Origin of the sequence: Burkholderia sp. IO2 (assembly GCF_029522185.1) — a bacterium.
Classification (GTDB): domain Bacteria; phylum Pseudomonadota; class Gammaproteobacteria; order Burkholderiales; family Burkholderiaceae; genus Burkholderia; species Burkholderia cenocepacia.
In genome coordinates, this window is sequence record NZ_JAKWFH010000016.1 from 35,605 (window position 1) to 61,640 (window position 26,036).

The 26,036-nt window shown below is 67.4% G+C and carries 18 protein-coding genes and 1 tRNA gene; 5 read left to right on the top strand and 14 right to left on the bottom strand.

All coding sequences use genetic code 11. From position 1 onward, the window contains the following. Window positions 1-13 precede the first annotated feature (13 nt). Window positions 14-92 (top strand) — tRNA-Ile (locus MMB92_RS12610). A gap of 314 nt (window positions 93-406) precedes the next feature. Then, window positions 407-1,954 carry a phospholipase D family protein gene (locus MMB92_RS12615; protein WP_277562715.1) on the top strand — a complete coding sequence of 516 codons (1,548 nt, stop codon included), beginning with the start codon at window positions 407-409 and terminating at the stop codon, window positions 1,952-1,954. Between the two features lie 7 nt (window positions 1,955-1,961). On the opposite strand, the gene MMB92_RS12620 is transcribed toward MMB92_RS12615, so the two are convergent. After that, window positions 1,962-3,443, bottom strand: a complete 1,482-nt coding sequence (locus tag MMB92_RS12620) for a PLP-dependent aminotransferase family protein (protein ID WP_226245445.1) — start codon at window positions 3,441-3,443, stop codon at window positions 1,962-1,964. A gap of 233 nt (window positions 3,444-3,676) precedes the next feature. Between MMB92_RS12620 and MMB92_RS12625 the strand changes: the two genes are divergently transcribed. Next, a complete protein-coding gene (locus tag MMB92_RS12625) occupies window positions 3,677-4,327 on the top strand; it encodes a pyridoxamine 5'-phosphate oxidase family protein (protein ID WP_043205158.1) in 651 nt (216 codons plus the stop codon). A gap of 153 nt (window positions 4,328-4,480) precedes the next feature. Here MMB92_RS12625 and MMB92_RS12630 read toward each other — a convergent pair whose 3' ends face one another. The 6 genes from MMB92_RS12630 to MMB92_RS12655 all read right to left on the bottom strand — a co-directional run bounded on the left by MMB92_RS12630 (window position 4,481) and on the right by MMB92_RS12655 (window position 14,115). Further along, entirely contained in the window at window positions 4,481-6,313 is a 1,833-nt protein-coding gene (locus MMB92_RS12630) for a S53 family peptidase (protein ID WP_058902879.1), read from the bottom strand. Between the two features lie 628 nt (window positions 6,314-6,941). Next, complete coding sequence (locus MMB92_RS12635) at window positions 6,942-7,565, bottom strand: hypothetical protein (RefSeq protein WP_058902880.1); 624 nt, start codon at window positions 7,563-7,565, stop codon at window positions 6,942-6,944. Then, window positions 7,562-8,254: a response regulator gene (locus MMB92_RS12640; protein WP_006489056.1), complete on the bottom strand. Its 693-nt coding sequence runs from the start codon at window positions 8,252-8,254 to the stop codon at window positions 7,562-7,564. The genes MMB92_RS12635 and MMB92_RS12640 overlap by 4 nt, the downstream gene beginning before the upstream one ends. Window positions 8,255-8,355: 101 nt before the next feature. Further along, window positions 8,356-9,786: an efflux transporter outer membrane subunit gene (locus MMB92_RS12645; protein WP_077021714.1), complete on the bottom strand. Its 1,431-nt coding sequence runs from the start codon at window positions 9,784-9,786 to the stop codon at window positions 8,356-8,358. A gap of 4 nt (window positions 9,787-9,790) precedes the next feature. Continuing rightward, window positions 9,791-12,934 (bottom strand): multidrug efflux RND transporter permease subunit, encoded by a 3,144-nt coding sequence (locus tag MMB92_RS12650; RefSeq protein ID WP_277562716.1) that lies wholly within the window; start codon window positions 12,932-12,934, stop codon window positions 9,791-9,793. 20 nt (window positions 12,935-12,954) lie between these two features. After that, window positions 12,955-14,115: an efflux RND transporter periplasmic adaptor subunit gene (locus tag MMB92_RS12655; protein WP_058902884.1), complete on the bottom strand. Its 1,161-nt coding sequence runs from the start codon at window positions 14,113-14,115 to the stop codon at window positions 12,955-12,957. A 266-nt stretch (window positions 14,116-14,381) separates the two neighbouring features. Between MMB92_RS12655 and MMB92_RS12660 the strand changes: the two genes are divergently transcribed. Further along, a complete protein-coding gene (locus MMB92_RS12660) occupies window positions 14,382-15,146 on the top strand; it encodes an APH(3')-II family aminoglycoside O-phosphotransferase (protein WP_277562722.1) in 765 nt (254 codons plus the stop codon). Between the two features lie 118 nt (window positions 15,147-15,264). Here the strand turns inward: MMB92_RS12660 and MMB92_RS12665 are convergent, their stop codons facing one another. The 6 genes from MMB92_RS12665 to MMB92_RS12690 all read right to left on the bottom strand — a co-directional run bounded on the left by MMB92_RS12665 (window position 15,265) and on the right by MMB92_RS12690 (window position 22,482). Beyond that, a complete protein-coding gene (locus MMB92_RS12665; RefSeq protein ID WP_048985241.1) occupies window positions 15,265-15,735 on the bottom strand; it encodes a VirK family protein in 471 nt (156 codons plus the stop codon). A gap of 81 nt (window positions 15,736-15,816) precedes the next feature. Continuing rightward, window positions 15,817-16,428: an ankyrin repeat domain-containing protein gene (locus tag MMB92_RS12670; protein ID WP_006483790.1), complete on the bottom strand. Its 612-nt coding sequence runs from the start codon at window positions 16,426-16,428 to the stop codon at window positions 15,817-15,819. A 78-nt stretch (window positions 16,429-16,506) separates the two neighbouring features. Continuing rightward, a complete protein-coding gene (locus MMB92_RS12675; protein WP_080331138.1) occupies window positions 16,507-18,042 on the bottom strand; it encodes a catalase in 1,536 nt (511 codons plus the stop codon). A 235-nt stretch (window positions 18,043-18,277) separates the two neighbouring features. Next, a complete protein-coding gene (locus MMB92_RS12680) occupies window positions 18,278-19,765 on the bottom strand; it encodes an efflux transporter outer membrane subunit (RefSeq protein ID WP_080331139.1) in 1,488 nt (495 codons plus the stop codon). Between the two features lie 13 nt (window positions 19,766-19,778). Beyond that, on the bottom strand, window positions 19,779-21,365 hold the full coding sequence (locus MMB92_RS12685) for an MDR family MFS transporter (RefSeq protein WP_034202623.1): 1,587 nt from the start codon (window positions 21,363-21,365) through the stop codon (window positions 19,779-19,781). Then, window positions 21,358-22,482, bottom strand: a complete 1,125-nt coding sequence (locus MMB92_RS12690) for an HlyD family secretion protein (RefSeq protein ID WP_034202622.1) — start codon at window positions 22,480-22,482, stop codon at window positions 21,358-21,360. Before MMB92_RS12690 ends, MMB92_RS12685 begins: the two co-directional genes overlap by 8 nt. A 91-nt stretch (window positions 22,483-22,573) precedes the next feature. Here MMB92_RS12690 and MMB92_RS12695 point away from each other — a divergent pair, with 91 nt between their 5' ends. Further along, a complete protein-coding gene (locus tag MMB92_RS12695) occupies window positions 22,574-23,407 on the top strand; it encodes a CerR family C-terminal domain-containing protein (protein ID WP_006495983.1) in 834 nt (277 codons plus the stop codon). A gap of 33 nt (window positions 23,408-23,440) precedes the next feature. Here MMB92_RS12695 and MMB92_RS12700 read toward each other — a convergent pair whose 3' ends face one another. Continuing rightward, window positions 23,441-25,900 (bottom strand): mechanosensitive ion channel domain-containing protein, encoded by a 2,460-nt coding sequence (locus tag MMB92_RS12700; protein WP_277562717.1) that lies wholly within the window; start codon window positions 25,898-25,900, stop codon window positions 23,441-23,443. Window positions 25,901-26,036: the final 136 nt, after the last annotated feature.

Consider the following 26,036-nt stretch of genomic DNA (forward strand, 5'->3'; position numbering starts at 1 on the left):
GCGCTTCTCGTCTGGGCCCCTAGCTCATGCTTGGTTAGAGCAGCGAACTCATAATTCGTTGGTGCCGGGTTCGACTCCCGGGGGGCCCACCAGATTACGTTCCTCGAGCGATCGCGGAACGTCGCAAAACCCGCGATGGCATCATGCGTCGCGGGTTTTTCTTTGTGTGCGGTCCGAATGTGTCGAACGCGTTGAACGGGTGCACGTCGGCGCCGCATGTCGTATTGCCGCCACCGGGGAAACACGGAGGGCGTGCCGTCCCGCTGTCAATCGAAGTATGCTATGGCGCGACCGCCGCGCACGACCGGATTCCCGTCGAGCGCGCGACCGCCGACCCGCGCCGCGCGCGATCGGGCAGCGAGAACAAACACCAACCAACTTTGCCCGACCGTGAGGGGCGGCCATCATGACCATGCTGCGTTCGTGGGGTGCGATTCTCTCGTCGCTGGCGCTCGTCGCGTGCGCCAGTCTTCCGCCGCAGGCCGATCGCGCGCCGACCCATGCATTCACCGATACGGACGATACGCGGCTGGGCGCCGCGTTCCGGCAGCAGGCCGGTACGCATCCCGGGCAGGACGCATTTCATTTGCTGACCGATCCGGTCGATGCGCTGGACGCCCGCGTGTTGCTCGCCGATCGCGCCGACCGCTCGCTGGACCTTCAGTACTACATCTGGCACGACGACCTGACCGGCCACGAACTGGCCGATGCGGTCATCCGCGCGGCCGATCGCGGCGTGCGCGTGCGCGCGCTGCTCGACGATCTCGGCACCAACGCGGACGACCGCAAGCTGCTCGAGATCAGCGCGCATCCGAACATCGAGATCCGGCTGTTCAATCCGGTGGCCACGCGCCGGTTCAAGAAGCTCGGCACGGTATTCGAGTTTTCGCGCGTCAATCGGCGCATGCACAACAAGGCGATGATCGCGGACAACCAGGCGGCGATCGTCGGCGGCCGCAATATCGGCGACGAGTACTTCGGCGCGTCGTCGATGCTGGAATTCGGCGATCTCGACGTCGTGGTTCACGGCCCGGTCGTGAAGGACATCTCGACCGAATTCGACACGTTCTGGAATTCGCCGTACGCGTATCCGGTCGATACGCTGGTCGGCCACGATGCGGCGCCAGGCGGGCTCGACCGCGAGCGCGAACGGCTGCGCGACTACCTGCGGGCCATGGAGGACAATCCGTACGTGCTGGAAGCCCGGCAGCGGCTCGACCGGATCGTCCACGGGCAGGGCACGGCGCTGTCGTGGGGGCATGCGACGGTGCTGTACGACGATCCGTCGAAGATCGCGCACGCGCCAAAGGACAGCGACGGGCATCTGATGCCGCAGTTGCGTGCGCTCGCGTTGCAGCCGCAGCACGACCTGCTGATCGTGTCGCCGTATTTCGTGCCGGGCAAGGACGTCGTCGAGCGGCTGCGCGCGCTGACGGCGCGCGGCGTGCGCGTGACGGTGCTGACCAATTCGCTCGCGTCGACCGACGTGGCGGCCGTGCATGCCGGCTACCGGCGCTATCGAAGCGATCTGGTGAATGCGGGCGTGCGGCTTTACGAGCGCCGGCCATCGGGCGACAAGAGCATTTCGAATCAGGTCATCATCGGCTCGTCGCGCGCGTCGCTGCATGCGAAGACCTACGTGTTCGATCACAAGAGCATCTTCATCGGGTCGATGAATCTCGATCCGCGCTCGTTGAACCTCAATACGGAAATCGGCGTTTACTGCGAGAGCCCGGCGATTGCATCGCAGGTCGCCAACGATCTGGAAGGGCGACTCGACCAGATCGCCTGGCGTGTCGAGCCGAGAACCGATCCGGCCGGCAAAGGGCGACTGAAGTGGATTCAGACCGATGGCGGGAAGGTCACCGAGATCGATCACGAGCCGGAGGTGTCCGCCGCGCGGCGGATGGAAGTGTGGTTTCTCGGGCTGTTTCCGATCGAATCGCAACTGTGAGCGACATTCAGCGCCGCGCGCTGCGGTGCCGGTCGATGACGGCCGCGAACTGCATCGCCGCTGTCTCGATCGTCGCGTCGCTCAGCCCTGAATAGCCGAGCACGAAGCCGTTGTATCGGCGGCCGTCGCCGCGGCGGCCGTCGCCGATGCAGTAGCTGCTCAGCGGTTGCAGCAGCAAGCCTTCCGCGGCTGCCGCCCGCGCGACGTCGGTATCGTGCAGCGGCGCGGCGAGATCCGCGGAGAGATGCATGCCGCCCGGGCTTTCCCGCACGCTCAGCGACGTGCCGAGATGGCGCGCGAGTGCCGCTTCGAGGCGGCTGCGCCGGTCCGCGTAGCGCGCCCGCATCTTCCGCAGGTGCCGCGCAAAGAGGCCGGTATCGATGAATTCGGCCATCGCCAGCTGGTCGGCCGAATGGCCGCGATGGACCAGTTCGCGCAGCGTTCTCGTGAAGCGGTCGACCAGCACCGGCGGCACCACCATGAAGCCGAGCCGAAGGGCCGGAAACATCGTCTTGCTGAACGTGCCGAGATAGCACACCGGCGCGTCGGCATGCAGGCCCTGGATCGCGGGCAGCGGCTGGCCGCCGTGACGGAATTCGCTGTCGTAGTCGTCCTCGATGATCCACGCACCGCAGGCGCGGGCGCGCTCGACGAGCGCCGTGCGCCGCTCGGGGCTCATCAGCGCGCCGAGCGGGTACTGGTGCGACGGCGTCGCATAGATCAGCCGGGGCGGGTGAGTGCGCCACTGCTCGTCGGTCGGCGCCATGCCGTCGCGATCGACCTCGATCGGCACGAGATTCAGGCCGGTCGAGCGGAACGCGGTCCTCGCGCCGTTGTAGCACGGGTTCTCGAGCCAGCCGTTTTCGCCGGGATTCGCGAGCATGCGCGCGCACAATTCGAGGCTGCTCTGCGTGCCGTCGGTGATGAATACCTGGCCCGTGTCGCAGCGCACGCCGCGCGAGACGCGAATGTACGCGGCCACCGCGCGTCGAAGCTCGGGCAGCCCTTCGACCGGTCCGTACGCGAGCCGGGCCGGCGTGATGGTCTTCCATGCGCGCTCGATGCAACGACGCCACTGGGCAACCGGAAATTCGTCGAGCGACGGCAGGCCGGGAACGAACGGCAGCATGCGCTCGGGCTCGGGATCGGCATTTTCCAGCCCGTGCACGCGCGCCGACAGGCGGACCGGTGCGGAGCCGTCTTCATGACCGGCGCTCGGGTCGGTGCGGCCGTCCCATCGCGTGATCGTGCCGTTGCGCGTGGCGGCCACGAAGCCTTCCTCGGCCAGGCGCTCGTACGCATAGACCGCGGAATTGCGCGCGATGCCCAGCTCGGCCGCGAGCACGCGCGTCGACGCGAGCCGCGTGCCGGGCGGCAGGTGTCCGTCCAGCAGCATGCTGCGCAGGCTCCGGTAGAGGGCTTCCTGCCGACTATGCGTGGTCGCGCCGTCCTGTCCGGCAAGCGACGAGATGAGCAGCGCGAGATCCATGGGCTGGTTCCAGAAATTTTCCTTGTGCTGGTTCTTTCGAAGACGCCGCGCGCATCGTATCGTTCACGTTCTCGCGGGGCAGGCCGGTACACGCGGATTTTGAGTGACGGCGCGACTTGCGGTACGCGCGTATTTTGCTCGATTCGGCCGGCGACTGTCGACGGGCGGCCCGATCGCGCCTCGGGCATGGAGTCGGCACGATGCCGATACGATTAATTTCGCAGTACAGATATATGAACGACCAGACCACGCTCTCTTCCACCTCGCGTACGACCATTCGTCGCCTGCCCGAACTGGCGAGCCACGATCGCACGATGCTCCACCACATCGTGGACGACGCGTACGTCTGTCACATCGCGTTCGGCGACGGGCAGAACACGCACTGCATCCCGACCGCGCACTGGAGAAGGGGCGACGCGCTCTATATCCACGGCTCCAACGGCAGCCGGATGATCAAGGCACTGTCGGCCGGCGCGCAGGCTTGTGTCGCGATGACGCTGCTGGACGGCCTCGTGCTGGCCCGCTCGGCCTTCAACCATTCGATGAATTATCGATCCGCGGTGATCTACGGGCAGTTCGACGTGATCGACAGCAGTGCGGAAAAACGCGCCGCGCTGGATGCGTTGATGGACAAGATCGCGCCGGGCCGCAAGCATGAAGCGCGGCCGGGCAATTCGAAGGAACTCGCCGCGACCCGCGTGCTGCGGATTTCGATGGCGGAAGCGGCCGTGAAAATCAGCGATTCGCTGCCGTCCGACAAGGACGAGGATCTCGGGCTGGCGGTCTGGGCCGGGATCCTGCCGCTGAAGACGACACGCGGCGCACCGGTCCATGCGGACGGCAACGTGGCGGTGCCGGACTACGTCCGGAACTGGGCCGATTGAGCGGCGTAGCGGAGTGGGCCCGCATCGGCTAAGGCGAGACGGCGCGGCATGCGGAAAACCCGCGACGGCTTCGCAGCCTTCGCGGGTAGCCGGACGCGGTTGCGTGAGAGACGTCGCGCGCCTGCTCACGCAACCGGTTCGGTCAACGACCCGTCAACGCGCGAAATCCGACGTGCTCTGGATGAACGCGTTCAGCTTCGAGATGTTCACGCTGCCGAAGCCCGTCGTCGCATCCCAGCCGGCCTTCGCCTTGTAGCCGTAAGTGCCGCTGCCGTTGTTGCCGGACGTGACGTCGTGCAGCAGCGCCGCGTTGGTCGGGAAGTACTTGTAGATGCTCGACGCGGGGAACCCGAGCGCATTGTTGTTGGCCGACTGCAGCCGCGCCCAGATGCCCGTGAAGATCGGTGCGGCGAGGCTCGTGCCGCCTTCGTTGTTCAGGTAGCCCGACCCCCACAGCGTGTCGGACGTCTGGCCGTTCACGACGAGAATCGCACCGGTGCGCAGGTCGGCGTCGAAGCCGACGTCGGGCAGCGCGCGCTTGGTCGAACCGGTGAGGGTCGACGACTGCCACGTCGGCGCGGCTTCGTACTTGCTGTATCCGCCGCCCGTCGACCACACGGTGCCCGGCTGCCAGCTCGGGTCGTTCCACACGATTTCGCTGTTGTACGCGTTGGTCGACGTGTTGGTGAACAGCGTCGTGCCGCCTACCGCGATCACGTACGGCGACGTGGCCGGCTCGCTCACCGTGTAGGTCGAGCGCGACGGCGTGCCGCTCGCGCATTCGTACGCGCCGTGGTCGCCGGCGGAAACCGAGAAGGTCTGCCCTTGCGCGACCGCCTGCTTGAAGATGGTGTCGTCGGTCGCCTGCGAGCCGGTGCTGTACGCGGACGATTCGCACACGCCGAGCGACACGTTGATCACCTTCGCGACGTTGTCGGTCACGGCCTTGTTGTACGCGGCCGTGATCGCGGTGAGCGTCATCGACGGCGCGGTGTAGAACACGACCTGCTTCACGCTGCCGCCGGCCGCGCCGACGATCGACTGGCTGTCGAGGTTCCATTCGACGGTGCCGTCGGTGTCGGTGTACGAGCTGCCGGACGGGCCCGTCTTCACGATGCTGCTGCTGATCGTGCCGAGGCCGTTGTTCGCGGCGAACGTATTGAGGTCGCTCACCGTCTGCGACAGATCGCCTTCGGAGATGATGCCGACCGTGGTTTGCGACGCCGTCGGCGTGCCGTCGCCGCCGTAGATCGACGAGAACTCGGTCGGGTTGTGCGGCACCGCCGACGCGCCGGCGGGGATCGTCAGGTTGCTGGTGTTGCCTTGCGGCTTGCTGCCCGCGCCCGTATGCATCAACTCGACGTTCTGCAGGCCCAGCACCGCGCCGACGATGTTGCCGATCGCGTTCGGCACTTGCGCGGCGTCGGTGTTCGCATAGACGCTGCGGCCGTTGCGCGTGAAGCGCTTGAGGGTGGTGCGGAACGCGGACTGGACGGTTGCCGCGGTGCCGGACGCGGAGACCAGCAGCCGGTTCGGCGCGACCACGATGTTCACGAAGCCCGCCTTGCGCAGATGGGCGACGACGGAGGCGACCTGCTGGTCGGTCGGCGCATATTGCGCGGCGAATTGCGCGGGCGTGAGGAACTGCCGGTAGTGCGGCGAGCCCGGCGTATGCAGGTCGCGCAGGTACTGGTCGAGCTGGGCCTCGTTGCGCAGGTTCAGCCCGAGCACGATGTCCACCGATTCGCCCGGCGCCATGTCGATGGCCGCGGCGGCAGCGGCGGCGGTGCTGGCGGCGGGCGCGCCGGCCGTACCGGCTTCGTTTTGCTGCACGAGCGGCAGGAAGCCCTTGGTACGCGTTTCCGTCCAGCCGGCCGCGGGCGCGGCATGGGCGGTCGTCATGCCGAACGAAGCGGCTGCCGCGGCGGCGAATGCGAGTTTGACGAGGCGAATGTGCTTGTGTTTCTTGTTTGCAACCTGATTCATTTGAATTACCCCTCCGGTTGAACATCGAACGGCACCAACAACAACGGTCGACAGCGGTGCGGGTCATGCACCGCCGCTTTCTGCCGCATGCGGGCGGATGGCACGGACGCGACAGGGCCTTTCGCCCGATCCGGAAAGCGGTTTGTCTCCGGGGGCGAAATACGGAAAACGCGGTAACGGAAAGGCTGCGCCGCGAGGCGGGGCAGTCGCGCCGGATCCGGCGCGGGCGGGGTTGCTAGAGCAACAGCTTCGTTGTCCTGCTCATTTGATTCGATCCTTCGGCCCGCTGCCGGTGGCAGCCGTCCAGTGAAATGCATCGGGATGCGGCACGCGCCGGCGTGCGAACGAATCATTCGACGGCGCGTACTTCGGTGCAGCGGAAGCGAAAAAACGTGGAGCGGAATCGTTTGCGTGGCAGGCAATCCGTCGGATTGCTTGCATCGGACGGTATCAAGAACGAAAGCGCGATGTCAAACTTTTTTTGATTATATGAAACTAAATTAAATCGAATAAACCGAAATGATTTTGAAAAGATTGGCGGTGTTTTGTAATGTTCAAAACCCGCGATGCAGGTAATGCCGAAAACGACTCGCCGATCATTTCCGATGTGTTTCGAAACGGCCGGCCGTTATCGAGGAAATACTCGAATGGCCGCAGCCTCTCGTTCGGCTAACTGAAGGTCGTCGACGAACCGGAACAGCGCATCGACATGCTGAAGCAGCGCGTCGCGCGACGCAGCATCCGCATCGGTGGCGAGCGTCCTGATGGCGTCGAGCCGGGTTTCGAGTTCGGCGAGCCGGGTGCGCGTGACGCGACTGCTGCTGGCGACGGTGACCGTCGCATCGGATGGATTCGTACGTTTCATTGCATGAGTCATCGCATTGAAGTGCTCGATGAAGCGAGCCACGTCGGCCGGGCAGCCGTCGCGGGAAATGATGCGCGCCGACGGATCGCCGGCGACGATCCGGCCGGCGGTATCCGCCATGGCGTCGAGCGTCGCGAGCATCCGGCGGATCGACCTGACCAGGTCGAATGCCGCGGCCAGCAGGCAGACGAACAGCACCGTCGCCGGCACCAGGTAAGGGGACGCACTGCGGATCATCGCGCCGGCGGTCGCGTCGTGCGGCAACGCGGCCAGCGTAGGCACGGCGTACACGAAGCACGCGACGGTGCAGGCGAGCAGCACGACGACGAGCGCGCCCGTGCCGATCGCCCGCCCGATGTGCCGGCCGGGTCTTGCCGGCAGCGTCACTGCACGCCCCGCAGTCGGTAGCCGACGCCGCGCATCACCTCGGGCATGCCCGGCGCGCCGGCCTGTTCGAGCTTCTTGCGCAGCCTGCAGATGTGGCTGTCGACCGTGCGCTCCAGCGCACTGACGTCGGCCATGCACGCATCGAGCAATTCGCCGCGCGTGAACACGCGGCTCGGCGATCTCGCCATGTGCGCGAGCAGCCGGAACTCCGTCAGCGTCAGCGTGATCGGCACCTCGGTGCCGGCCGTGCGCACGCGGGCCAGATAGCTGTCGGTGTCGATCTCGAGGTCGCCGACGCGCAGCATCCGCATGGTCGGCGGCGCGGCCGACCGGCGCAGGATCGCGCGCAATCGCGCGACGACCTCGGCCGGGTTGAACGGCTTGACGATGTAGTCGTCCGCGCCGGCGTGCAGCGCCTGCAGCCGGTCGAGATCGCGATCGAACGCGGTGACGACGACGATGGGCGTGTTGTCGCGCCGTCGCAGCTCGGCGAGCACGTCCCAGCCGTTCTTCCGCGGCATCTTCACGTCGAGCAGGATCAGGTCGGGTTTCAGGTGCGGTTGCATGTCGAGCACCGCTTGCCCGTCGGCGACGCGATAGGTGCGAAAGCCGTCGTGCTTCAGGTAGGCATCGAGAATGTCCGAGATGTCGGGCTCGTCTTCTGCAATCAGTATCAGGGAATTCGTCATGGAGTGTGCCGTGCGATGTCGAACCATCGGGGCGGCCCGTCGCCGGGCCGGATCACGCCGTTCCGTCACGGTGCCGCGCGGGACGGAACGGCGCCGTTCGCTCAGTTCCGCACCACGCGCTGCGACGGTGCGACGTCCTTGTCCGTCAGGCCGCCGCCGAGCGCCTTGTACAGCGCGACGGCATTGCCGAGCTCGCTGCGGCGCAGGTCCAGCAGCGCCTGTCGTGCCGCATAGAGCTGCCGCTGCGAATCGAGCAACTCCAGCCGTCCCTCGACGCCCGCGCGATAACGCAGGTTCGACAGGTCGGTGCGGCGTTCGGCCGAGCCGACCACGCGCGTTTGCGCGTCGATCTGGCGGCCGAAGGTTTCGCGCCCGGCGATGCCGTCGGCCACTTCGCGGAACGCGGCCTGGATCGCGCGTTCGTATTCGGCGATCGCGCTGGACTTGCGCACTTCCGCGAGGCGCAGCTCGGCGCGCAGCCGGCCGCCCTGGAAGATCGGCACCGTGACCTGCGGCGCGAAGCTCCACACGCGCTGGCCGCCGTCGAACAGACTGCCCATCGCGGGGCTGAGGAAGCCGATCGACGACGTCAGCGACAGGCGCGGGAAGAATGCGGCGCGCGCGGCGCCGATGTCCGCATTCGCGGCGACGAGGTTCTGTTCGGCCTGCCGGATATCCGGCCGACGGAACAGCAGCTCGGACGGCAGGCCGGCCGGCAGTTGCGTCATCACCGGTTGCTGCTGGAGCGGCAGCGGCTCGGGCAGATCCTTCGGCAGCTCGGTGCCGACCAGCAGGCGCAGGGCATTGCGTGCCTGCTCGACGGCGCGCGTGCGCGCTTCGAGATCGGCCGTCGCGCTCGCGACCTGGCCTTCGGCCTGCGCGATGTCGACACCGCTCGCCTGGTGCGCTTCCTTCAGGCGGCGCGCGAGATCGAGCGACTGCCGCCAGTCGGCGAGCGTGCGCTCGGACAACTGGCGTTGCTCGTGCGCGAGGCGCTCGGCGAAGTACGCATCCGCCACGCCGCCGACGAGCGAGATCTGCACCGCGCGGCGGCCGTGGTCGGTCGCGACGTAGCGCGCGAACGCGGCATCCGACTGCGATTTCACGCGGCCGAACAGGTCGATCTCGAACGCGCTGATGCCGACGTTGACGCCGTACTGGTTCTGCGTTGCGCCGAACAGCGGCGGATTCGACTGCGTGTCGTCCGACGTACGCTGGCGCGTGAAGTTCGCGCCGGCGCCGATCGACGGCAGGCGCGCGGAACGCTGGATGCCGTACTGCGCTTCGGCGGCTTCCACGTTCAGCGCCGCCACGCGCAGGTCGCGGTTGTTCTCGAGCGCGAGCTCGATCAGGCGTTGCAGGCGGCGGTCGCCGAACATCGTGCGCCAGCCGAGGTCGGCGGCGTTCGCGTCGAGATCGGCGGCAGCGGCGGCCGTGTAGGCCGTCGGCACCGGCATCGACGGTTTGACCAGCGTCGGCGCGAGCGAGCAGGCCGACAGTGCGAGGACGAGGGGAAGAACAAGCAATCGCATGGCATCAACCTTCCTGTCCGTGAGTCGGGGTGGCCGGCTGCGTGCGGGACGCCCGCCATGCGCCGATGCGCTCCTGGATACTCATCACGAACACAAAGAAAACAGGGACGAAGAAAATGGCCAGCACCGTGGCGGTCACCATGCCGCCGAACACGCCGGTGCCGATCGCGTGCTGCGTCTCGGCGCTGGCGCCGGTCGCGATCATCAGCGGCACGACGCCGAGGCCGAACGCGAGCGAGGTCATCAGGATCGGGCGCAGGCGCAGCTTCGACGCCTGCACGGCCGCTTCGATCAACCCCCTGCCTTCCTCGCGCAACTGCTTCGCGAACTCGACGATCAGGATCGCGTTCTTCGCGGACAGGCCGATCACGGTGATCATCCCGACCTTGAAGAACACGTCGTTCGGCATCCCGCGCAGCAGCACCGCACCGATCGCGCCGATCAGGCCGAGCGGCACCACCAGCATCACCGACAGCGGGATCGACCAGCTTTCGTACAGCGCGGCGAGCACCAGGAACACGACGATCATCGACAGCACCATCAGCATCGGCGCCTGCGACGCCGACTGGCGTTCCTGCAGCGACTGGCCGGTCCACTCGACCGCGAAGCCCGGCGGCAGTTGCGCGGCGAGCCGTTCCATCTCGGCCATCGCCGCGCCGCTCGACTGGCCGGGCGCCGCGTTGCCGGAAATGCGCGCGGACGGATAGCCCTTGAAGCGCACCATCTGCAGCGGCGTGTCGGTCCACACGGGGCGCACCACCTCGGACAGCGGCACCATGCCGCCGGCCGCGTTGCGCACGTACAGCTTCATCACGTTGTCGATCTGCATGCGTGCCGGCGCGTCGGCCTGGATGATCACCTGCTGCATGCGGCCCGCGTTCGGGAAGTCGTTCACGTAGGTCGATCCCATCGCGGTCGACAGCGTGTCGCTGAGCGTCGTGAACGACACGCCGAGCGCCTGCGCCTTCGCGCGGTCGATCTCGATGCGAATGCTCGTGCCGGCCGGCAGACTGTCGGGGTACACGCCGGTCACGACCTTGCTTTGCGCGGCGAGTTCGAGCAGCTTCGCTTCGGCCGCCTTGAGCGCCGCCGTGCCCTGGTTGGCGCGGTCTTCCAGGCGCATCGAGAAGCCCGAGCTGTTGCCGAGTTCGTCGATGGCCGGCGGCAGCAGGCTCATCACCGTGCCTTCGGTCACGCCGGCCATCGCTTGCTGCGCGAGCATGCCTTCCTCGAGGGTCGATGCGCCGCCGCGGTTCTTCCAGTCCTTCATCACGGACCAGTTGATCGCCGCGTTCGGACCCTGGCCCGAGAAGCCGTAGCCGATCACGGAAATGCTCGACTGGATTGCCGGACGTGAAGCAAGATGCTTCTCCAGCGTTTTGACCACGTCGTGCGTACGCTCGGCGGTAGCGTCCGCGGGCAGCAGAAAGCTGGTGATGAAGTAGCCCTGGTCTTCGTCCGGCAGGAACGACGACGGCAGGCTGCGGAAACCGAGCACCAGTGCGCCCGAAATCGCGACGAACACCAGCATCACGCGGCCCGTGCGACCGACCAGGCGGCCGACGCGCGTCTCGTACCATTTCGTCAGGCGGTCGAAGCGGCGGTTGAACCAGCCGAAGAAGCCGCGCTTCTCGTGATGGCCCGGTGCGAGCGGCTTGAGCATCGTCGCGCACAGGGCCGGCGTGAGCGTCAGCGCCAGCAGCGCGGAGAACAGGATCGACACGGCCATCGACAGCGTGAACTGCTTGTAGATCACGCCGACCGAGCCGCTCGCCATCGCCATCGGCAGGAATACCGCGGTCAGCACCAGCGTGACGCCGACGATCGCGCCGGTGATCTCCTTCATCGCCTTCGACGTCGCGTCCTTCGGCGACAGTCCTTCCTCGGCCATCAGGCGTTCGACGTTCTCGACGACGACGATCGCATCGTCGACGATGATGCCGATCGCGAGCACCATGCCGAACATCGTCAGCACGTTGATCGAGAAGCCGGTCAGCAGCATCACCGTGAACGTGCCGAGCATCGCGACCGGCGCGACGATGGCCGGGATCAGCGTATAGCGCACGTTCTGCAGGAACAGGTACATCACGAGGAACACGAGCACCATCGCTTCGAGCAGCGTGTGCAGCACTTTCTCGATCGAGATCTTCACGAACGGCGACGTGTCGAGCGGGATCGAGTAGCTCATGCCCGACGGCATCGACTTGCTCAGTTCGGCCATGCGCGCGCGGATCGCGTCCGCCGTCTTCACCGCGTTGGCGCCCGGCGCGAGCTGCACGCCGGCGAGAGTGGCCGGCTTGTTGTTCTCGCGGCTCACGAACGTGTAGTTTTGCGAGCCGAGTTCGACGCGGGCGACGTCGCCGAGCACGACCTTCGAGCCGTCCGCGTTCGCGCGCAGCACGACCTTCGCGAATTCTTCCGGCGTCGCGAGCTGACCTTGCGCGGTGAGCGGCACGGTCACGCGCTGGCCCGGCAGCGCGGGCAGCGCACCGAGGCTGCCCGGTGCGATCTGCACGTTCTGCTGGCCGATCGCGGTCGTCAGATCGCTCATCGACAGGCCGAAATTGATCAGCTTCTGCGGATCGACCCAGATGCGCATCGCGCGTTCGGAGCCGAACTGCAGCACACGGCCGACGCCGTCGATGCGCCGCAGTTCCTCGGACACGCTGCGCGCCATGTAGTCGGCGAGCGCGCCTTCGTCGAAGCGACCGTTGTCGGAGCGCAGGCTGACGATCATCAGGAAGCCGGACGACGCGGATTCGACGATCAGCCCGTTCTGGCGCACGGCGGCGGGCAGGCGCGGCTCGACCGACTTGATCTTGTTCTGCACGTCGACCTGCGCCATCTCCGGATTGGTGCCCGGCTTGAACGTGACGGTGATCTGCGCGCTGCCGGACGTGTCGGCCGACGATTCGAAGTACAGCAGGTTCTTGACGCCGGACAATTCGCGCTCGATGAGGCTCAGCACGCCGTCGTTCATCGTCTGCGGCGTGGCGCCCGGGTAGTTCGCGGTGATCGTGACGGACGGCGGCGCGACCGACGGGTAGCGCGCGACCGGCAGTTGCGGGATCGCGATCAGCCCGGTCAGGATGATGAAGAGCGCGATCACCCACGCAAACACCGGGCGGCGGATAAAGAATTCAGCCATGGCTGGAGGCTCCTCGTGACTCAGTGCGCGGACGCGATGGCGGCCGCGTCAGGCGACTTCCAGTCGGTTGCGGCGGCCGGCGCGCCGTCGGTCAGGCGTTCCATGCCTTCGACGACGATCTTCTGGCCGGCCTGCAGGCCCGACTTGATGCGATAGCTGCGGTTCGTCAGTTCGCCGACCTCGACCGCCTTCAGGTGAGCCATACCCTTTGCGTCGAGCACCCACACCTGCGGCTTGCCGCCGGCGCGCACGATCGCCTGTTGCGGCACCATCACGGCGTTGGCGTAGTGCGCGCGCGGAATGCGGGCACGCACGTACATGCCCGGCAGCAGCTGGCGTTTCGGGTTGTCGACCAGCACGCGCAGCAGCACGTCGCCGGTGCCCGGATCGACGTTGACGCCGGAGAACAGCATGCGGCCCTTGACGTCGTAGCGCGTGTCGTCGTCGCGCAGCACGTCGACCGGCAGGCCGTTGCTGTCCGACGCTTGCGGTTGAGCGGCAAGCGCGCCGCGCAGCGCGTCGAGCGACGCGGCCGGTTGACGCACGTCCACGTAGACCTGGTCGATCTGCTGGATGCGCGCCATCGGCTGGCTGTCGCTGCTCGATACCAGCGCGCCTTCGGTCACGAGCGCCTGGTCGATGCGGCCGGCGATCGGCGCTTCCACCGTCGCGAACTTCAGGTCGAGCTGGCGGCGCGCGAGCGTCGCGCGGGCCTGCGCGACGTCGGCCGCGGCCTGGTCGCGTTGCGAGACGGCGTCGTCGTACACCTGGCGGCTGATCGCATCGGCCTCGACGAGCGGCTTGAAGCGCGCGGTCTGCACCTTCGCGCGTTCGAGCGCCGCCTGCGCGCGCTGCAGCGACGCGGCGGCCGTGTCCATCTCGGCCTTGAACGGCGCCGGATTGATCTGGAACAGCGGCTGGCCCACGCGCACTTCGGTGCCTTGTTCGAACAGCCGGCGTTGCACGATGCCGCTCACCTGCGGCCGGATCTCGGCGACCCGCACGGCCGCGACGCGGCCCGGCAGGTCCTCCGTCACGTCGACGCGCGTGGCGGCCACGGTCATGGCCGCCACCGGGGTGGCCGGCGCGGCGGCCGGCTGTTCGGACGGCCCGCAACCCGCCAGCATTGCCGCCACCAGCGCGCATACGGCGCCGTAGCAGCATCGTTTTTGGTTCTTCATAGCGACTCCAGGAAGCGCAGGCAGCCCACTGCCTGCTTTGACGGGGCGGAGTGTGCGTGGATTAGTTGGCGTCTTTGATGCGGAAAGATGGAGATTCGATGGAGCCGGCGAAAGGAGACGAAACGAGGGCGTCGGCGAGGGTGGAAATGGTCTGATGAATCGGGTGGCGCGGTATCATGCGCGCGGTGTTGCCGGCACATTGCGTGCCGGCCCTGTCAACGAGGATCGAGTTCGCCGTGACCGATAACGACCCGCTCATCAACGACATGCCTACGACGTGGCAGGCCAGGCTGGCCGGCTGCCGATGGACGCGACAGACGGAGGGCCAGTCGGATGCCGCGGTGTTCCGGCTCGATGCGCGCGACGGCTCGCGCCGGTTCGTCAAAACCGAGCCGGCGGGGCCGCTCGGCGAATTGCCGGACGAGGCGGTGCGGCTGCGCTGGCTGGCGACGACGGGCGTGCCGGGCGCGCGGGTGCTCGACGTCGCGTCGGCGGCGGGGCGCGAGTGGCTGCTGCTGAGCGCGGTGCGCGGCGACAACCTCGCCGTCGCGTCACTTGCGCCGGAGACGAAAGTGACGATCGTCGCCGACGCGCTGCGTGCGCTGCATCGGCTCGATCCGGCCACATGCCCGTTCGATCACGGCGCGGCGCGTCGAATCGCGCGCGCCCGGGCACGGATCGACGCAGGGCTCGTCGACGAGGACAACCTCGATGATGCGAATACGGGCATGCCGCTCGACACGATGTTCGCGAGGTTACTGGCGCAACGGCCGGCGATCGAGGACGGGGTCGTCACGCACGGCGACGCGTGTCTGCCGAACTTCATGGTCGACGACGGCCGCTTCTCCGGCTTCATCGATTGCGGGCGCTTGGGCGTGGCCGATCGCTATCAGGATCTGGCGCTGGCATCGCGCGATATCGAAGCGGACCTGGGCAGCGAATGGGTCGCGCCTTTCTTCGTGCGGTACGGGATCGAACGTCCCGATCCGGAGCGGATCGCTTTCTATCGTCTGCTCGACGAGTTTTTCTGAATCCGAGCCCTGCACGAGCGACGCACGGGACGGTTTGCCTGTTCCGTACGTCAACCCAATTTCGTAGTCGTCCTGATGTTTCGGCGTGGATGCCGGCGTCCACTACGAAGTCCTTGCGTCAGTCGCGATCTCGCCACGCGTAGGCGAAACGAAGACCGTCGCCGAGCGTGCACTGGAAAACCTGCGCGGGCGCGACCGGCTGGTACGTGGTCGGCGACAGCGAGCGGACCGTCACCGTCGCGCTTTCATCCTGCATCACGCGGTACTGGATCAGTTCGAGGACGGTCGCGCCGCTTGGCTGGACGGTGAGGTGCTGGTTGGCGAACGCGAGCGTATTGCCGCCGACTTCCATGAAGTCGCGTATCGCGAAGCCGCCCGACACGGTGGGCGCCGCTGCCTGGGTGCCTGCCTGCTGCGCGTTCTGGCACTGGTTCGGCGAAAAGATCGCGGTGACCGTCACGCCGGCAAAGAGCCGCGTGCGCAACTGGCGATACGAATTGGCGCTGTCCGGTTGGGGGCTCGCGGCGGTTGCCGCGAGACTGGTTGCCACGCCGGCGGCAACCAGAACAATGGCGAAGCGATTCAGCATTTTCCTGTCTCCGTGCGATGAAACCCACGGCACGATAGCACGGTGCATCCGCATTGTTCAGACGGTTGATTCGTAGTCGCGCTACCGTTTGGCGCCCGCCTCCCGCAGTGCGTCCACGGCATACGCGTTGTCGTGCGTCAGCGCGAGTTGAAGCAACGACTGGCCGCGCCGGTCGACATGGTTCGGATTCGCGCCATGCGCGACGAGCAGCGGAATCAGCTCGAAGCGGTTGAACAGCGTCGCGAACCCCAGCGCGGTTTCGCCGGCGCCGTTCGTCTGGTCGATCGGGCAGTGCGTGTCGATCAGGCGCCGCGCGATGTCGGGTTCATTCTTGAAGAGGGCGCCCATCAGCGCCGTATTGCCGTGACGATCACCCGTGCACGCATTGGCGCCGGCCGATAAAAGGTAGTCGAGCGCCGCGGGCTGGCCGTCGTATGCCGCGAGGATCACGGCCGTATAGCCGTGGCCGTCGGTGGCGTCGACCGGATAGCCGGCGTCGTGCAACGCGCGCAGGATGTCGACGCGGCCGACGCGCGCGGCGTCGAACCAGTCGTCGTCATAGCGGCGTAGCGCGGCAGGGTCGGCCTTGCCGTAGGTTGGCCGGTCGGGCAGGTGCGCGCAGCCGGCGAGCGCGGCCAGCGCGAGCGCCGCCGCGGCCGCGCGGATCGCGTGGGGGAAGCGTTCGAATCGCATGAGGGTGTCCTGATGAAGTGGCCGGGCCGACGTGCGCGGCGTGAGCGCGCACGTCGGCAACGGCCCGAGCCGCGAGGATCAGTTGTCGCTCAGCTTCGCCGCGAGCGACTGCACTTGCTGGACGTTCGCGTGAACGGCCTGCGCGAGACGCGTACCGTAATCGGCGTCGGCCTTGTAGAAGTACGACAGCATCGCGTACTGGTTCTGCGCGTTCTTCACCTGGCCGAGGTCGCCGGACAGCGCGGTGACGAGGTCGTCCTTGTCCTGCTGCGACAGGCTGCGGTAGTACTCGCCCGCCTGACGGAACGGCAGCTTCTTGCGGATCGCTTCCTGCTGCGTCGTGCCGTCGAGCGCCATGCGGACCGATTTGTACTGCGGGTCCTGCGCGAGTTCGTTCAGCGTCGACGGTTCGTAGTTCACCTCGCCCTTGCGGTCGCCCGCATTCATCTTGCCGTCCTGGTTGTTGTTGACCACCGGCACGACGGGGCGATTGATCGGCAGATCCATGTAGTTCGCGCCGAGCCGGTACATCTGCGTGTCGGCGTACGCGAACAGGCGGTCCTGCAGCATCCGGTCCTCGGACGGCTCGATCCCCGGCACGAGCCGCGATGGCGCGAACGCCGATTCCTCGGTCGACTGGAAGTAGTTGTCGGGCACGCGATTGAGCGTCATCGTGCCGATCTTGCGTTCAGGCACGCCGGTCCAGACCTTCGTGTCGTCGAGCGCGTTGAAGTCGAAGCGGTTCAGGTCCTTCGGTGTGAGCACCTGCACGTACAGGTCCCACTTCGGGAAATCGCCCTGTTTCAGCGCGCCGTACAGGTCGTTCGTCATCGTGTTCCAGTCGCGGCCGATCGATGCGGCGATCTCTTGCGGACGCAGGCCGTGCACGCCTTGCCGGCTCTTCCAGTGGAACTTCACGTAATGCACGTCGCCTTGCGCATTGACGAACTTGAACGCATGCACCGCGAAGCCGTCCATGTGGCGATACGAATCGGGCATGCCCTCGTCCGTGTACAGCCTCGTCAGCATGTGGGTCGCTTCGGGCGTGTGCGCGAAGAAGTCGAACGCGAGGTTCGGGTCCTGCACGCCGGTCACGGCGCTCGGTTTGTTCGCGTGCACGAAGTCGGGGAACTTGATGCCGTCGCGAATGAAGAACACCGGCCAGTTGATGCCGACCATGTCCCAGTTGCCCTGTTGCGTATAGAACTTCACCGCGAAGCCGCGCGGGTCGCGCGCCTGTTCGGGCGAGCCGCGATAGCCCATCACGGTGGAGAAGCGCACGAACACCGGCGTGCGGGTGCCCGGCGTGAAGACTTTCGCTTTCGTCAGGTCGGAGATGTCGGCGCTCGGCACGAACTCGCCGAATGCACCGGTGCCGCGCGCATGCACGACGCGCTCCGGAATGCGCTCGCGATCGAAGCGCTGCAGCTTCTCGATGAGCGCGGAGTCTTGCAGCAGCACCGGGCCGGCGGGGCCGGCCGTCTGCGAATTCTGGTTGTCGCCGACGGGCGCGCCGGTGTCGCGCGTGAGTTCGGCGGCGTACGGCGAAGTGGAGAGTGCCACGCAGATTGCGGCGACTGCGTGCCGCAGCACGCGAGGGGAAGATGAGGACATGACGATGGAACTCCTTGAATCCGATCGGTGGTGGGGAAGCCGACTGAATTAGAAGAGATCGTCAGACGATTGGCTAATTGATATTCGATATGTTTTCGATAGTCGTGGCGTCGATGCGGCGCGAACCGTTCGTTGCGCGGGAAACGAAGCAGTATTGTTGCGCGCGCAATGAGTTGTTGCGGAATTGTTTCGACGAGCATGATGCATCGGTCGTGCATGATTTGCGTCGGCGCCGTCAACCGGCGCTTGCCTGCCATCCGAGCCCGAGGCTCTTCTGCACCGACACGTAATTCTTGATCAGTTCGGCTTGCCCGGCGATCACGTTCTGCTGCGCGGACAACGCTTCCCGTTGCGTGTCGAGCAGGTCGATCATCGACGCGACGCCCGCGCGATAGCGCTGGTCCATCAGCGTGCGCGAATGCACGGCCGACGTCTGCACCTTCGTCAACGCGACGACGTGCTCGCGCTGATGCCCGTAACGCTGCAACGCGGTGTTGGCATCCTGCAATGCACCGAGCACGGCCTTCTGATAATTCGCTTCCGCTTCGTCGCGCGACGCTTCGGCCGCGCGCACCGCGCCGCGCGTGCGTCCGAAGTCGAGAATGTTCCATTGCAGGTACGGCGCGCCGACCCACGTGAAATTCTGCTTGCGGAACAGGTGGCCGGGGTCGGTCGCGCTGAAACCGAGATCGCCGAGCAACGTCACCTTCGGGAAATAGTCGGCGACATGCTCGCCGATCTGCGCATTGCTCGACGCGAGCCGGCGCTCGGCCGCGCGAATATCGGGGCGCTGTTTCAGCAGTGTGGCCGGATCGCCGATCGCGACGCTGGCGGGCAGCGTCGGCAAGGCCGCGTCCGCGGTCGACAGCGCGGCGTCGAGCGCGCCCGGCGCGCGGCCCGTCAGGATCGCGAGCCGGTCGAGCGACTCGGTGACCTGCGCATCGAGCGGGATCAGCGACGCGCGCGTGTTCTCGACCTGCGTCGTCAGGCGCTCGATGTCCGTATCGGCCGCGACGCCGCGTGCGCGGCGCTGCTGCGTGAGGTCGAGCATCTGCTGCTGCAATTGCGCGGTGCGTCGCGACAACGCCAGCCGTTGCTGCTGGTCGCGCAGGTCGACATACGCATTCGCGACTTCGGCCGCGATCGACACCTGCGTGTCGGCGAGATCGGCATCGACCGCTTCGGCCTGCGCGGACGCGGCTTCGACCGCGCGGCGCGTGCCGCCGAACAGGTCGATTTCCCAGGTCGCGTCGAAGCCTGCCGAATAGAGTTGCAGCGGCCCCGAGCCGCCGAGCGACGGCGACGCGCCACCCGACTGGCCCGAGCCGTTCGATGGCAGTAGCGAGCCGGCCGCGCCGACGTCCGGTTCCCGCATGCGGATGGCCGCGACGGTGGCCGACGATTTCGGCATCTGCGCGGCGCGCTGTTGCGAGAGCTGCGCGCGGGCCGCGCGCAAGCGGGCCTGCGCCGCGTGCAGATCGGGGTTGTACACGAGTGCGGCGATGATCAGCTCGTCGAGCTCGCGATCGTTCAGCGCGTGCCACCACGCGCTCGGTGCGGGCGCGGCGGTGTCGACGCCGGTGGCCGGCGCACGCACGAAGGTCGGCGCATCCGGCGCGGCGGGCGCGCCGCGGTAGTCGGGGCCGATCGTGCAGCCGGCGAGCAGGCATGCGGCCGCGCACAGGGTGAGCGCGGGGCGGCGGGGCAGGGAGAAGGGTTTCATCGCGTATGACGGGTCAATGGCCGGACGACATCGGTTGCGGCCCGCGCGGCGTTCTCAGCAGCAGCGCGAGCGGCACGCAGGCGAGCAGCGCGAGGCCCAGCAGGTAGAAGGTTTCGGAGTAGGTCATCACGATGGCCTGGATCTGGATCTGCTGCGCCAACTGGCCGAGCGCGCGCAGGTTCGAATACGCGAGATCGCCGGTGTGCGCGAACCAGTTGGCCGTATAGGCCGACAGTCGATCCTGCCCGATCAGCGAGTTCGCGCTCACCGATTCGCGCAGCGCGGCCGTATGGAAGGTCGTGCGCCGGTCGATCACGGTGCCGATGATCGCGAGCCCGATCGAGCCGCCGAGGTTGCGCGCCATGTTGTAGAGCCCGGCCGCATCGCCCGAGTCTTCGCGCGCGACGGCCGCCATCGACGCCTGGTTGAGCGGCATCATCGCGAGCATCTGCGCGAGACCGCGAATCAGCTGCGACCACACGAAATCATGGCCCACGCTCTGCGCGGTCAGGCTGATGTCGAGCATGCAGCTCAGGCAGAACAGCAGCAGCCCCGTGATCACGAGGATGCGGAAATCCACCTTGCCGAGCAGGCGTGGCAGGATCGGCATCACGAGAAAGGCCGGCAGCCCCGACAGCAGCATGATCGCGCCGGCCTGTTCCGCGTTGTAGCCGGCGACGATCGCGAGGAACTGCGGCAGCAGGTAGGACACGCCGTACAGCCCGGCGCCGACCGCGGATACGATCACGATCACGCTCGCGTAGCGCGGGTTGCGCATCAACGACAGCCGCATGATCGGCCGCTTCGCGAAGCGTTGCGACAGCGCGATCAGGACCATTCCGACGAACGACACGATGCTCAGCGTGACGATCATCTGCGATTCGAACCAGCGTTCGCGCTGGCCTTCCTCGAGCACGACGGTCAGCGAGCTGAGGCCGATCGCGAGACCGAAGATGCCGAGCCAGTCCGCGTTGAAGAACGCACTCCAGTGCGGGCGGTCCGACGGCAGCCCGAACACCAGCAGCGCCATCAGCAGCAGGCACACGGGCAGGTTCAGGAAGAAGCACCAGCTCCAGTTCACGTTTTCCGCGAGCCAGCCGCCCAGCACCGGGCCGAACAGCGGCCCGAGCAGCACGATCAGGCCGAACAGCGTCATCCCGACCGGCAACTGCGACAGCGGCAGGCGCGTGCGGATGATGGTCTGCGCGGTCGGGATCAGCGCGCCGCCCGTGAAGCCCTGGCCGATCCGGCCGGCGATCATCATCGGCAGCGAGTGCGACCAGCCGCACATCATCGAGAACGCGATGAACAGCGCGGAGTTCGTCAGCAGGAAATTGCGCAACCCGAACACGCGCGTGAGCCAGGCGGCGAGCGGGATCATCACGATTTCCGACATCAGGTAGCCGGTCGAGATCCACGTGCCTTCGGTGCCGGTCGCGCCGATTTCGCCCTGGATCTGCGGCAGCGCGGAGTTCGTGATCGAGATGTCGAGCGTCGCCATCAGCGCACCGAGCGCGCCGGCCGCGACCGCGATCCAGTCGGTCACGCTCGCGCGGCCTTCGTGCGGCGGCGCGGGCATCGTGGCGGGCGTATCAGCCATGATGCTGCTCGTCGCGGGCGGAGCGCGTATCGACGTCGACCGTCACCGACAGCCCGGGCAACAGCATGCGCTGCGCGCGGGCGTTCGCGGCGAGACGGATGCGCACCGGCACGCGCTGGACGATCTTCGTGAAGTTGCCGGTCGCGTTCTCGGGCGGCAGCAGCGCGAACTGCGCACCGGTGCCGGGCGCGAAGCTGTCGACGACGCCGGACAGCGGGCCGTCCGGCAGCGCATCGACATGCAGCTCGACGGGTTGGCCGATGCGCATGTTGCCGATCTGCGTTTCCTTGAAGTTCGCGACGAGATAGATCGAGTCCACCGGCACGACGGTCAGCAGGCGCGTGCCGGGCTGCACGTATTGCCCGACGCGCACCGTGCGATCGCCGACGCGGCCCGCGAGCGTGCTGCGCACGATCGTGTTGTCGAGGTCGAGTTGCGCCTGTGCGGCGCTGGCCTGCGCAGCCTCGAGCTGCGCGCGTGCCTGCTGGAGCTGCGCGGTGAACGACGCGATCTGCGTGCGGGCGGCGGCGATCGACGCGTTGTTCGCGGCGAGCGTCGCCGCCGCCTGATCGCGCGTGCTCTTCAGGTCGGCCACGCGTTCGTGCGTTTCGGCGCCCGTCGCCGCGAGCGGTGCGTAGCGCGTGTACTCGTCGCTCGCGTGCTGCGCGTTGATGCGCGACACCTTCGCCTGCGCGTCGGCCTGCTCGAGGTTCGCGTGCTGCTGGCTGATGTCGGCTTCGGCGCGCGCGATATCGGCGCGACGGGCGTCGACGGTCGCCAGCGCCTGCGCGAGCGCCACCTGGTACTGGCGGACGTCGAGCCGCACGAGCGGATCGCCGGCCTTCACGGGCTGGTTGTCGCGCACATAGACGTCGGTCACGTAGCCGGCCACCTTCGGTGCGGCGGTCATGCTGTCCGCCTGCAGATACGCGTCGTTGGTGCTTTCGATGAAGCGGCCGACCGTCCACCAGCGGCCGAGCCACACCGCGCCGCCGATGGCCGCGAGCACGGCGACCGCGAGCAGGACGCGCCGTTTCGTTCCGCCGTTCCGGTTGCGCGGCATTGTTCCGTTTTCCTGACGATCTGCTTTCTGTGGCGGGTCTTGTGGCGTCGACATGCGAGATCCAATTTATTCCGAGTGGAAGAATTATTCCAGTTGGTAAAATTGTGTCAAGTAGAATGTCGATCGATCGAATGACGAGGAAGGCATGAACGAAGCGAAGAAGCTGCGCCGCACGTCGGCGGGCGGCTACGCGCGCGGCGACGAGACGCGCCAGCGGATCATCGAGGCGGCAATCGAACTGTTCGGCGAACGTGGGTTCGCGGGCGCGTCGACGCGCGAGATCGCCGCGATGGCGGGCGTGAACGCGCCGGCGCTCCAGTACTACTTCGAGAACAAGGAAGGCGTGTACCGTGCGTGCGTCGAGACGATCGCGGAGCACGGCTGGGCGGTGTTCGCGCCGGCGGTCGGCCATGCGCGGGCGATGCTCGAGGCCCACGCGAGCGTCGACGAACTGATCGATGCGTTCATCGGGCTGCTGCGCGCGCTGTCGGACCGGATGTTCACCGCGCCGAAGACGATGAACCAGCGGATGTTCTTCGCGCGCGAGCAGGGCGGCCAGGAACCGGCGAGCGCAAGCGAGATCCTGATGACGCGCATGCGCAAGCCGCTCAACGACGTGAGCGCCGAGCTGATCGGCCGCATCACCGGCCGGCCGGCCGACGATTCCGTCACGCGGTTGCGCGCGCTGAGCCTGTTCGGGCAGATCACGGTGTTTCACATCGCGCAGCGTTCGGCGCTGCAGTTGCTCGAATGGGACGCGTTCGAGGGCGAACGCGCGGCGCTGGTGACCGAAACGATTGCCGACCAGACCCGCGTGCTGCTCGAGCAGTGGCATGCGCAGCGCGATGCGGGTGCCGCCGATTCGGAAGCCGTTGCGAAGCGCGGGCAGGGTGCCGTCGCGAAGCGCGCGGCGAAGCCGGGGGCGGCACCGCCCGCGGCGAAACGCACGGCGCGCGTAAAGAAGCCTGCCGCGCGTTGAGCGCGGCCAGTTACCTGTCCCGGGCGATCGCGATCAACCCGGCTTGCGCGCCGCTTCGTCGGGCGACGGCGGCGGGGCTGCCGTATCGGTGGGATTCCGCGTGTCGGCGCGCGGATCGTTTTCGTCGGCGGCGACAGGCCGCGAGCCGTCCGCATAGGCCACGACGCTGCGCTGCGGATTGGCGATCCGGATTCCGCGTTCGCGGAACGTCTCGGCGATCCGCCGGTTGAATTCGCGCTGCACGCTCCAGCGCGCCGAGTCCGTGCACTGCATCTGTCCGGCCAGCGCGAGCGCCGCGCCGTCGACCTGGTCGATACCCCAGTAGCTGAAGTCCGACAGGATGCCGTCGTGATACTTCGGATCGTCGCGCAATGCGGCGCCGATTTCCTTCAGCGTCGCGATCGCGCGGTCGATGTCCTCGCCGTACGCGATGCTGACCTTGACGGCCGCGTTGCCGAGCCCGCGATTCGTGTTGTTGACGGTCGTCACCGAGCTGAACGGGATCGTGTACAGCGACCCGTCGCCGGCGCGCAGCCGCACGGTGCGGATCGACAGGTATTCGACCGTACCCGACACGCCGGCGAGCGTGACCCAGTCGCCGACCTGCATCGCGTTTTCCATCAGCAGGAAGATCCCGGTGATGAAATCCTGCACCAGCTTCTGCGAGCCGAAGCCCAGCGCGACGCCGAAGATGCTGGCGCCGGCCAGCAGCGGCCCGACGTTCACGCCGAGTTCGCTGAGGCCCGTCAGCACGACGACGAGCGCGATCATCACGAACAGCAGCGAGCGCAGCATCGGCAGCAGCGTGCGCAGCCGCGCCGCGCGCACCAGGTTGCCTTCGCGCGTCCAGCGCTGCAGGCGGCGCTCGATCGCGATGTTGGCCGCTTCCCACACGACGAGTGCGACGATCGCCGCGATCGCGATCGTCACCAGCGCGGACGCGAGCCGGTGGCCGATCGTGCCGGTTTCGAACGCGCGGAAGATCGGCATGCCCCAGATCTGCAGCAGCAGCACGAGGGTCACGACGCCGATCGCCCCGGACACGATCTGGCGCAGCAGCGGGTAGTAGCGGTACGCGTGCAGATGAACGAGCGTGCGGTCGTCCTCGCGGCGCTGGAACAGCCGCGCGAGCGCGCCGAACACGACGATCGACACCATCCGCATCGCGATCATCACCGCGATCGAGCGGCCGCCCAGCGTGATCAGCACGCGGTAACCGTTGTGGACGTCGAGCGCCCACACGAACCACAGCGCCATCACGATGAAGACCGAGACGGGCGCCCACGCGTCCGCGAGCGCGTTGCCGATGACCGAGAAGGTCGGGCGATCCGCGCCGGCGGCACGGATGCGTGCCGCGACCGGCCGCCGGCACTGCAGGATCAGCACCGAGATCATCACGTGGCCGACGAGCGCGACGGCCTTCAGCAGCGCGACATGGCCGGCTTCGTTCAGACCGAAGTTCGCGGCGATCTCGACGGCCGCCGTGCATGTGCCGACCACGATCACGATCCGTGCGATCGAGCGTTGTGCGAATTCGGCCCATGCGTCGCTGATATGCAGCAGCCGCAATTGCCGCGCATCGGGCTGGAAGAACAGCCGGCTGACGATCGTGACGAGCCGGCAGATCACGTAGATGTCGATCAATGCTTCGAGCGCGGCGTCGATCGGCGTGCCGGCTTCGTCGAGCAACGACATCGTCAGGCTCGCGACACCGACGAATACGAGCAGCGGCACCACGCGCAGCGCGAGACTGACGAGCGCGCGCGGCAGCCGGTGCAGCAGCGTGGTGTGTCGGCGTGCATGGCCGCGGCTTTGCGTGGACGAGGGAGCGTCGACCGTGTCGGCGTGATCGGGTGGGGCGGATGTATCGGGCGGCGGTGCGTGATCCTCGTCCGATGCGGCGGAATCGGACGCGGTGCGGCGCGACGTATCGGCGCGGCGTGCGGCCACCGCGGCCAGCGCGCGTCGCAACACCCGCTTCGCGAGCCATTCGACGACGAGCGCCGGCAGGAGCACCGCGAGGAGGATCCCGAGCGTGCGAGTGAGATCCGCCCGCTGGTCGGCGCGCACCAGCTTGTCGTGCCACCAGCTGCCCACCGACCCGATGTCGAGCAGCGAGCGCAGCGATTCCTGCAGCGCGTTGCCGATCTGAGCGGCCCAGCGCGATCCCTGGCGGACGAGCATCGACGCGAGCCCGTTCGACGTGAGCGCGGCCGGCGCGGCGGCCGCCGATGCGCCGCTGGCCGCAGACGCTGCGCTGGCCGGCACCGCCGGTGCGCTCAACGCGCCGACCGCCGCGATGGCGCGTAGCGTCGTTTCGACTTGCGCGCGCTCGCGCGGGTTTTCGAGCACATTCGGTGCCTGCCGCGCCTGTTGCGGCGTCAGTGCGGGCGCGGCGTCGGAGGCGGCCGACGCGGCGGCCGGAGTGGGAGCGGTCGCGTGAGCGGCCGAGACGACGGCGGCGAGCAGCCAGCCGAGAAGGATATGTCGCATGGAGTGGGCATGCGGGTGCGTGTCGTCACGCGGCCCGCCAGGCTGAACGATGGACGGAAGTTAACATGATCGCGATCGGGACCGAATAGTTCCGTCGTTCCGTCGCCGACGATTCGGATCGGGCATGCGCGACGCC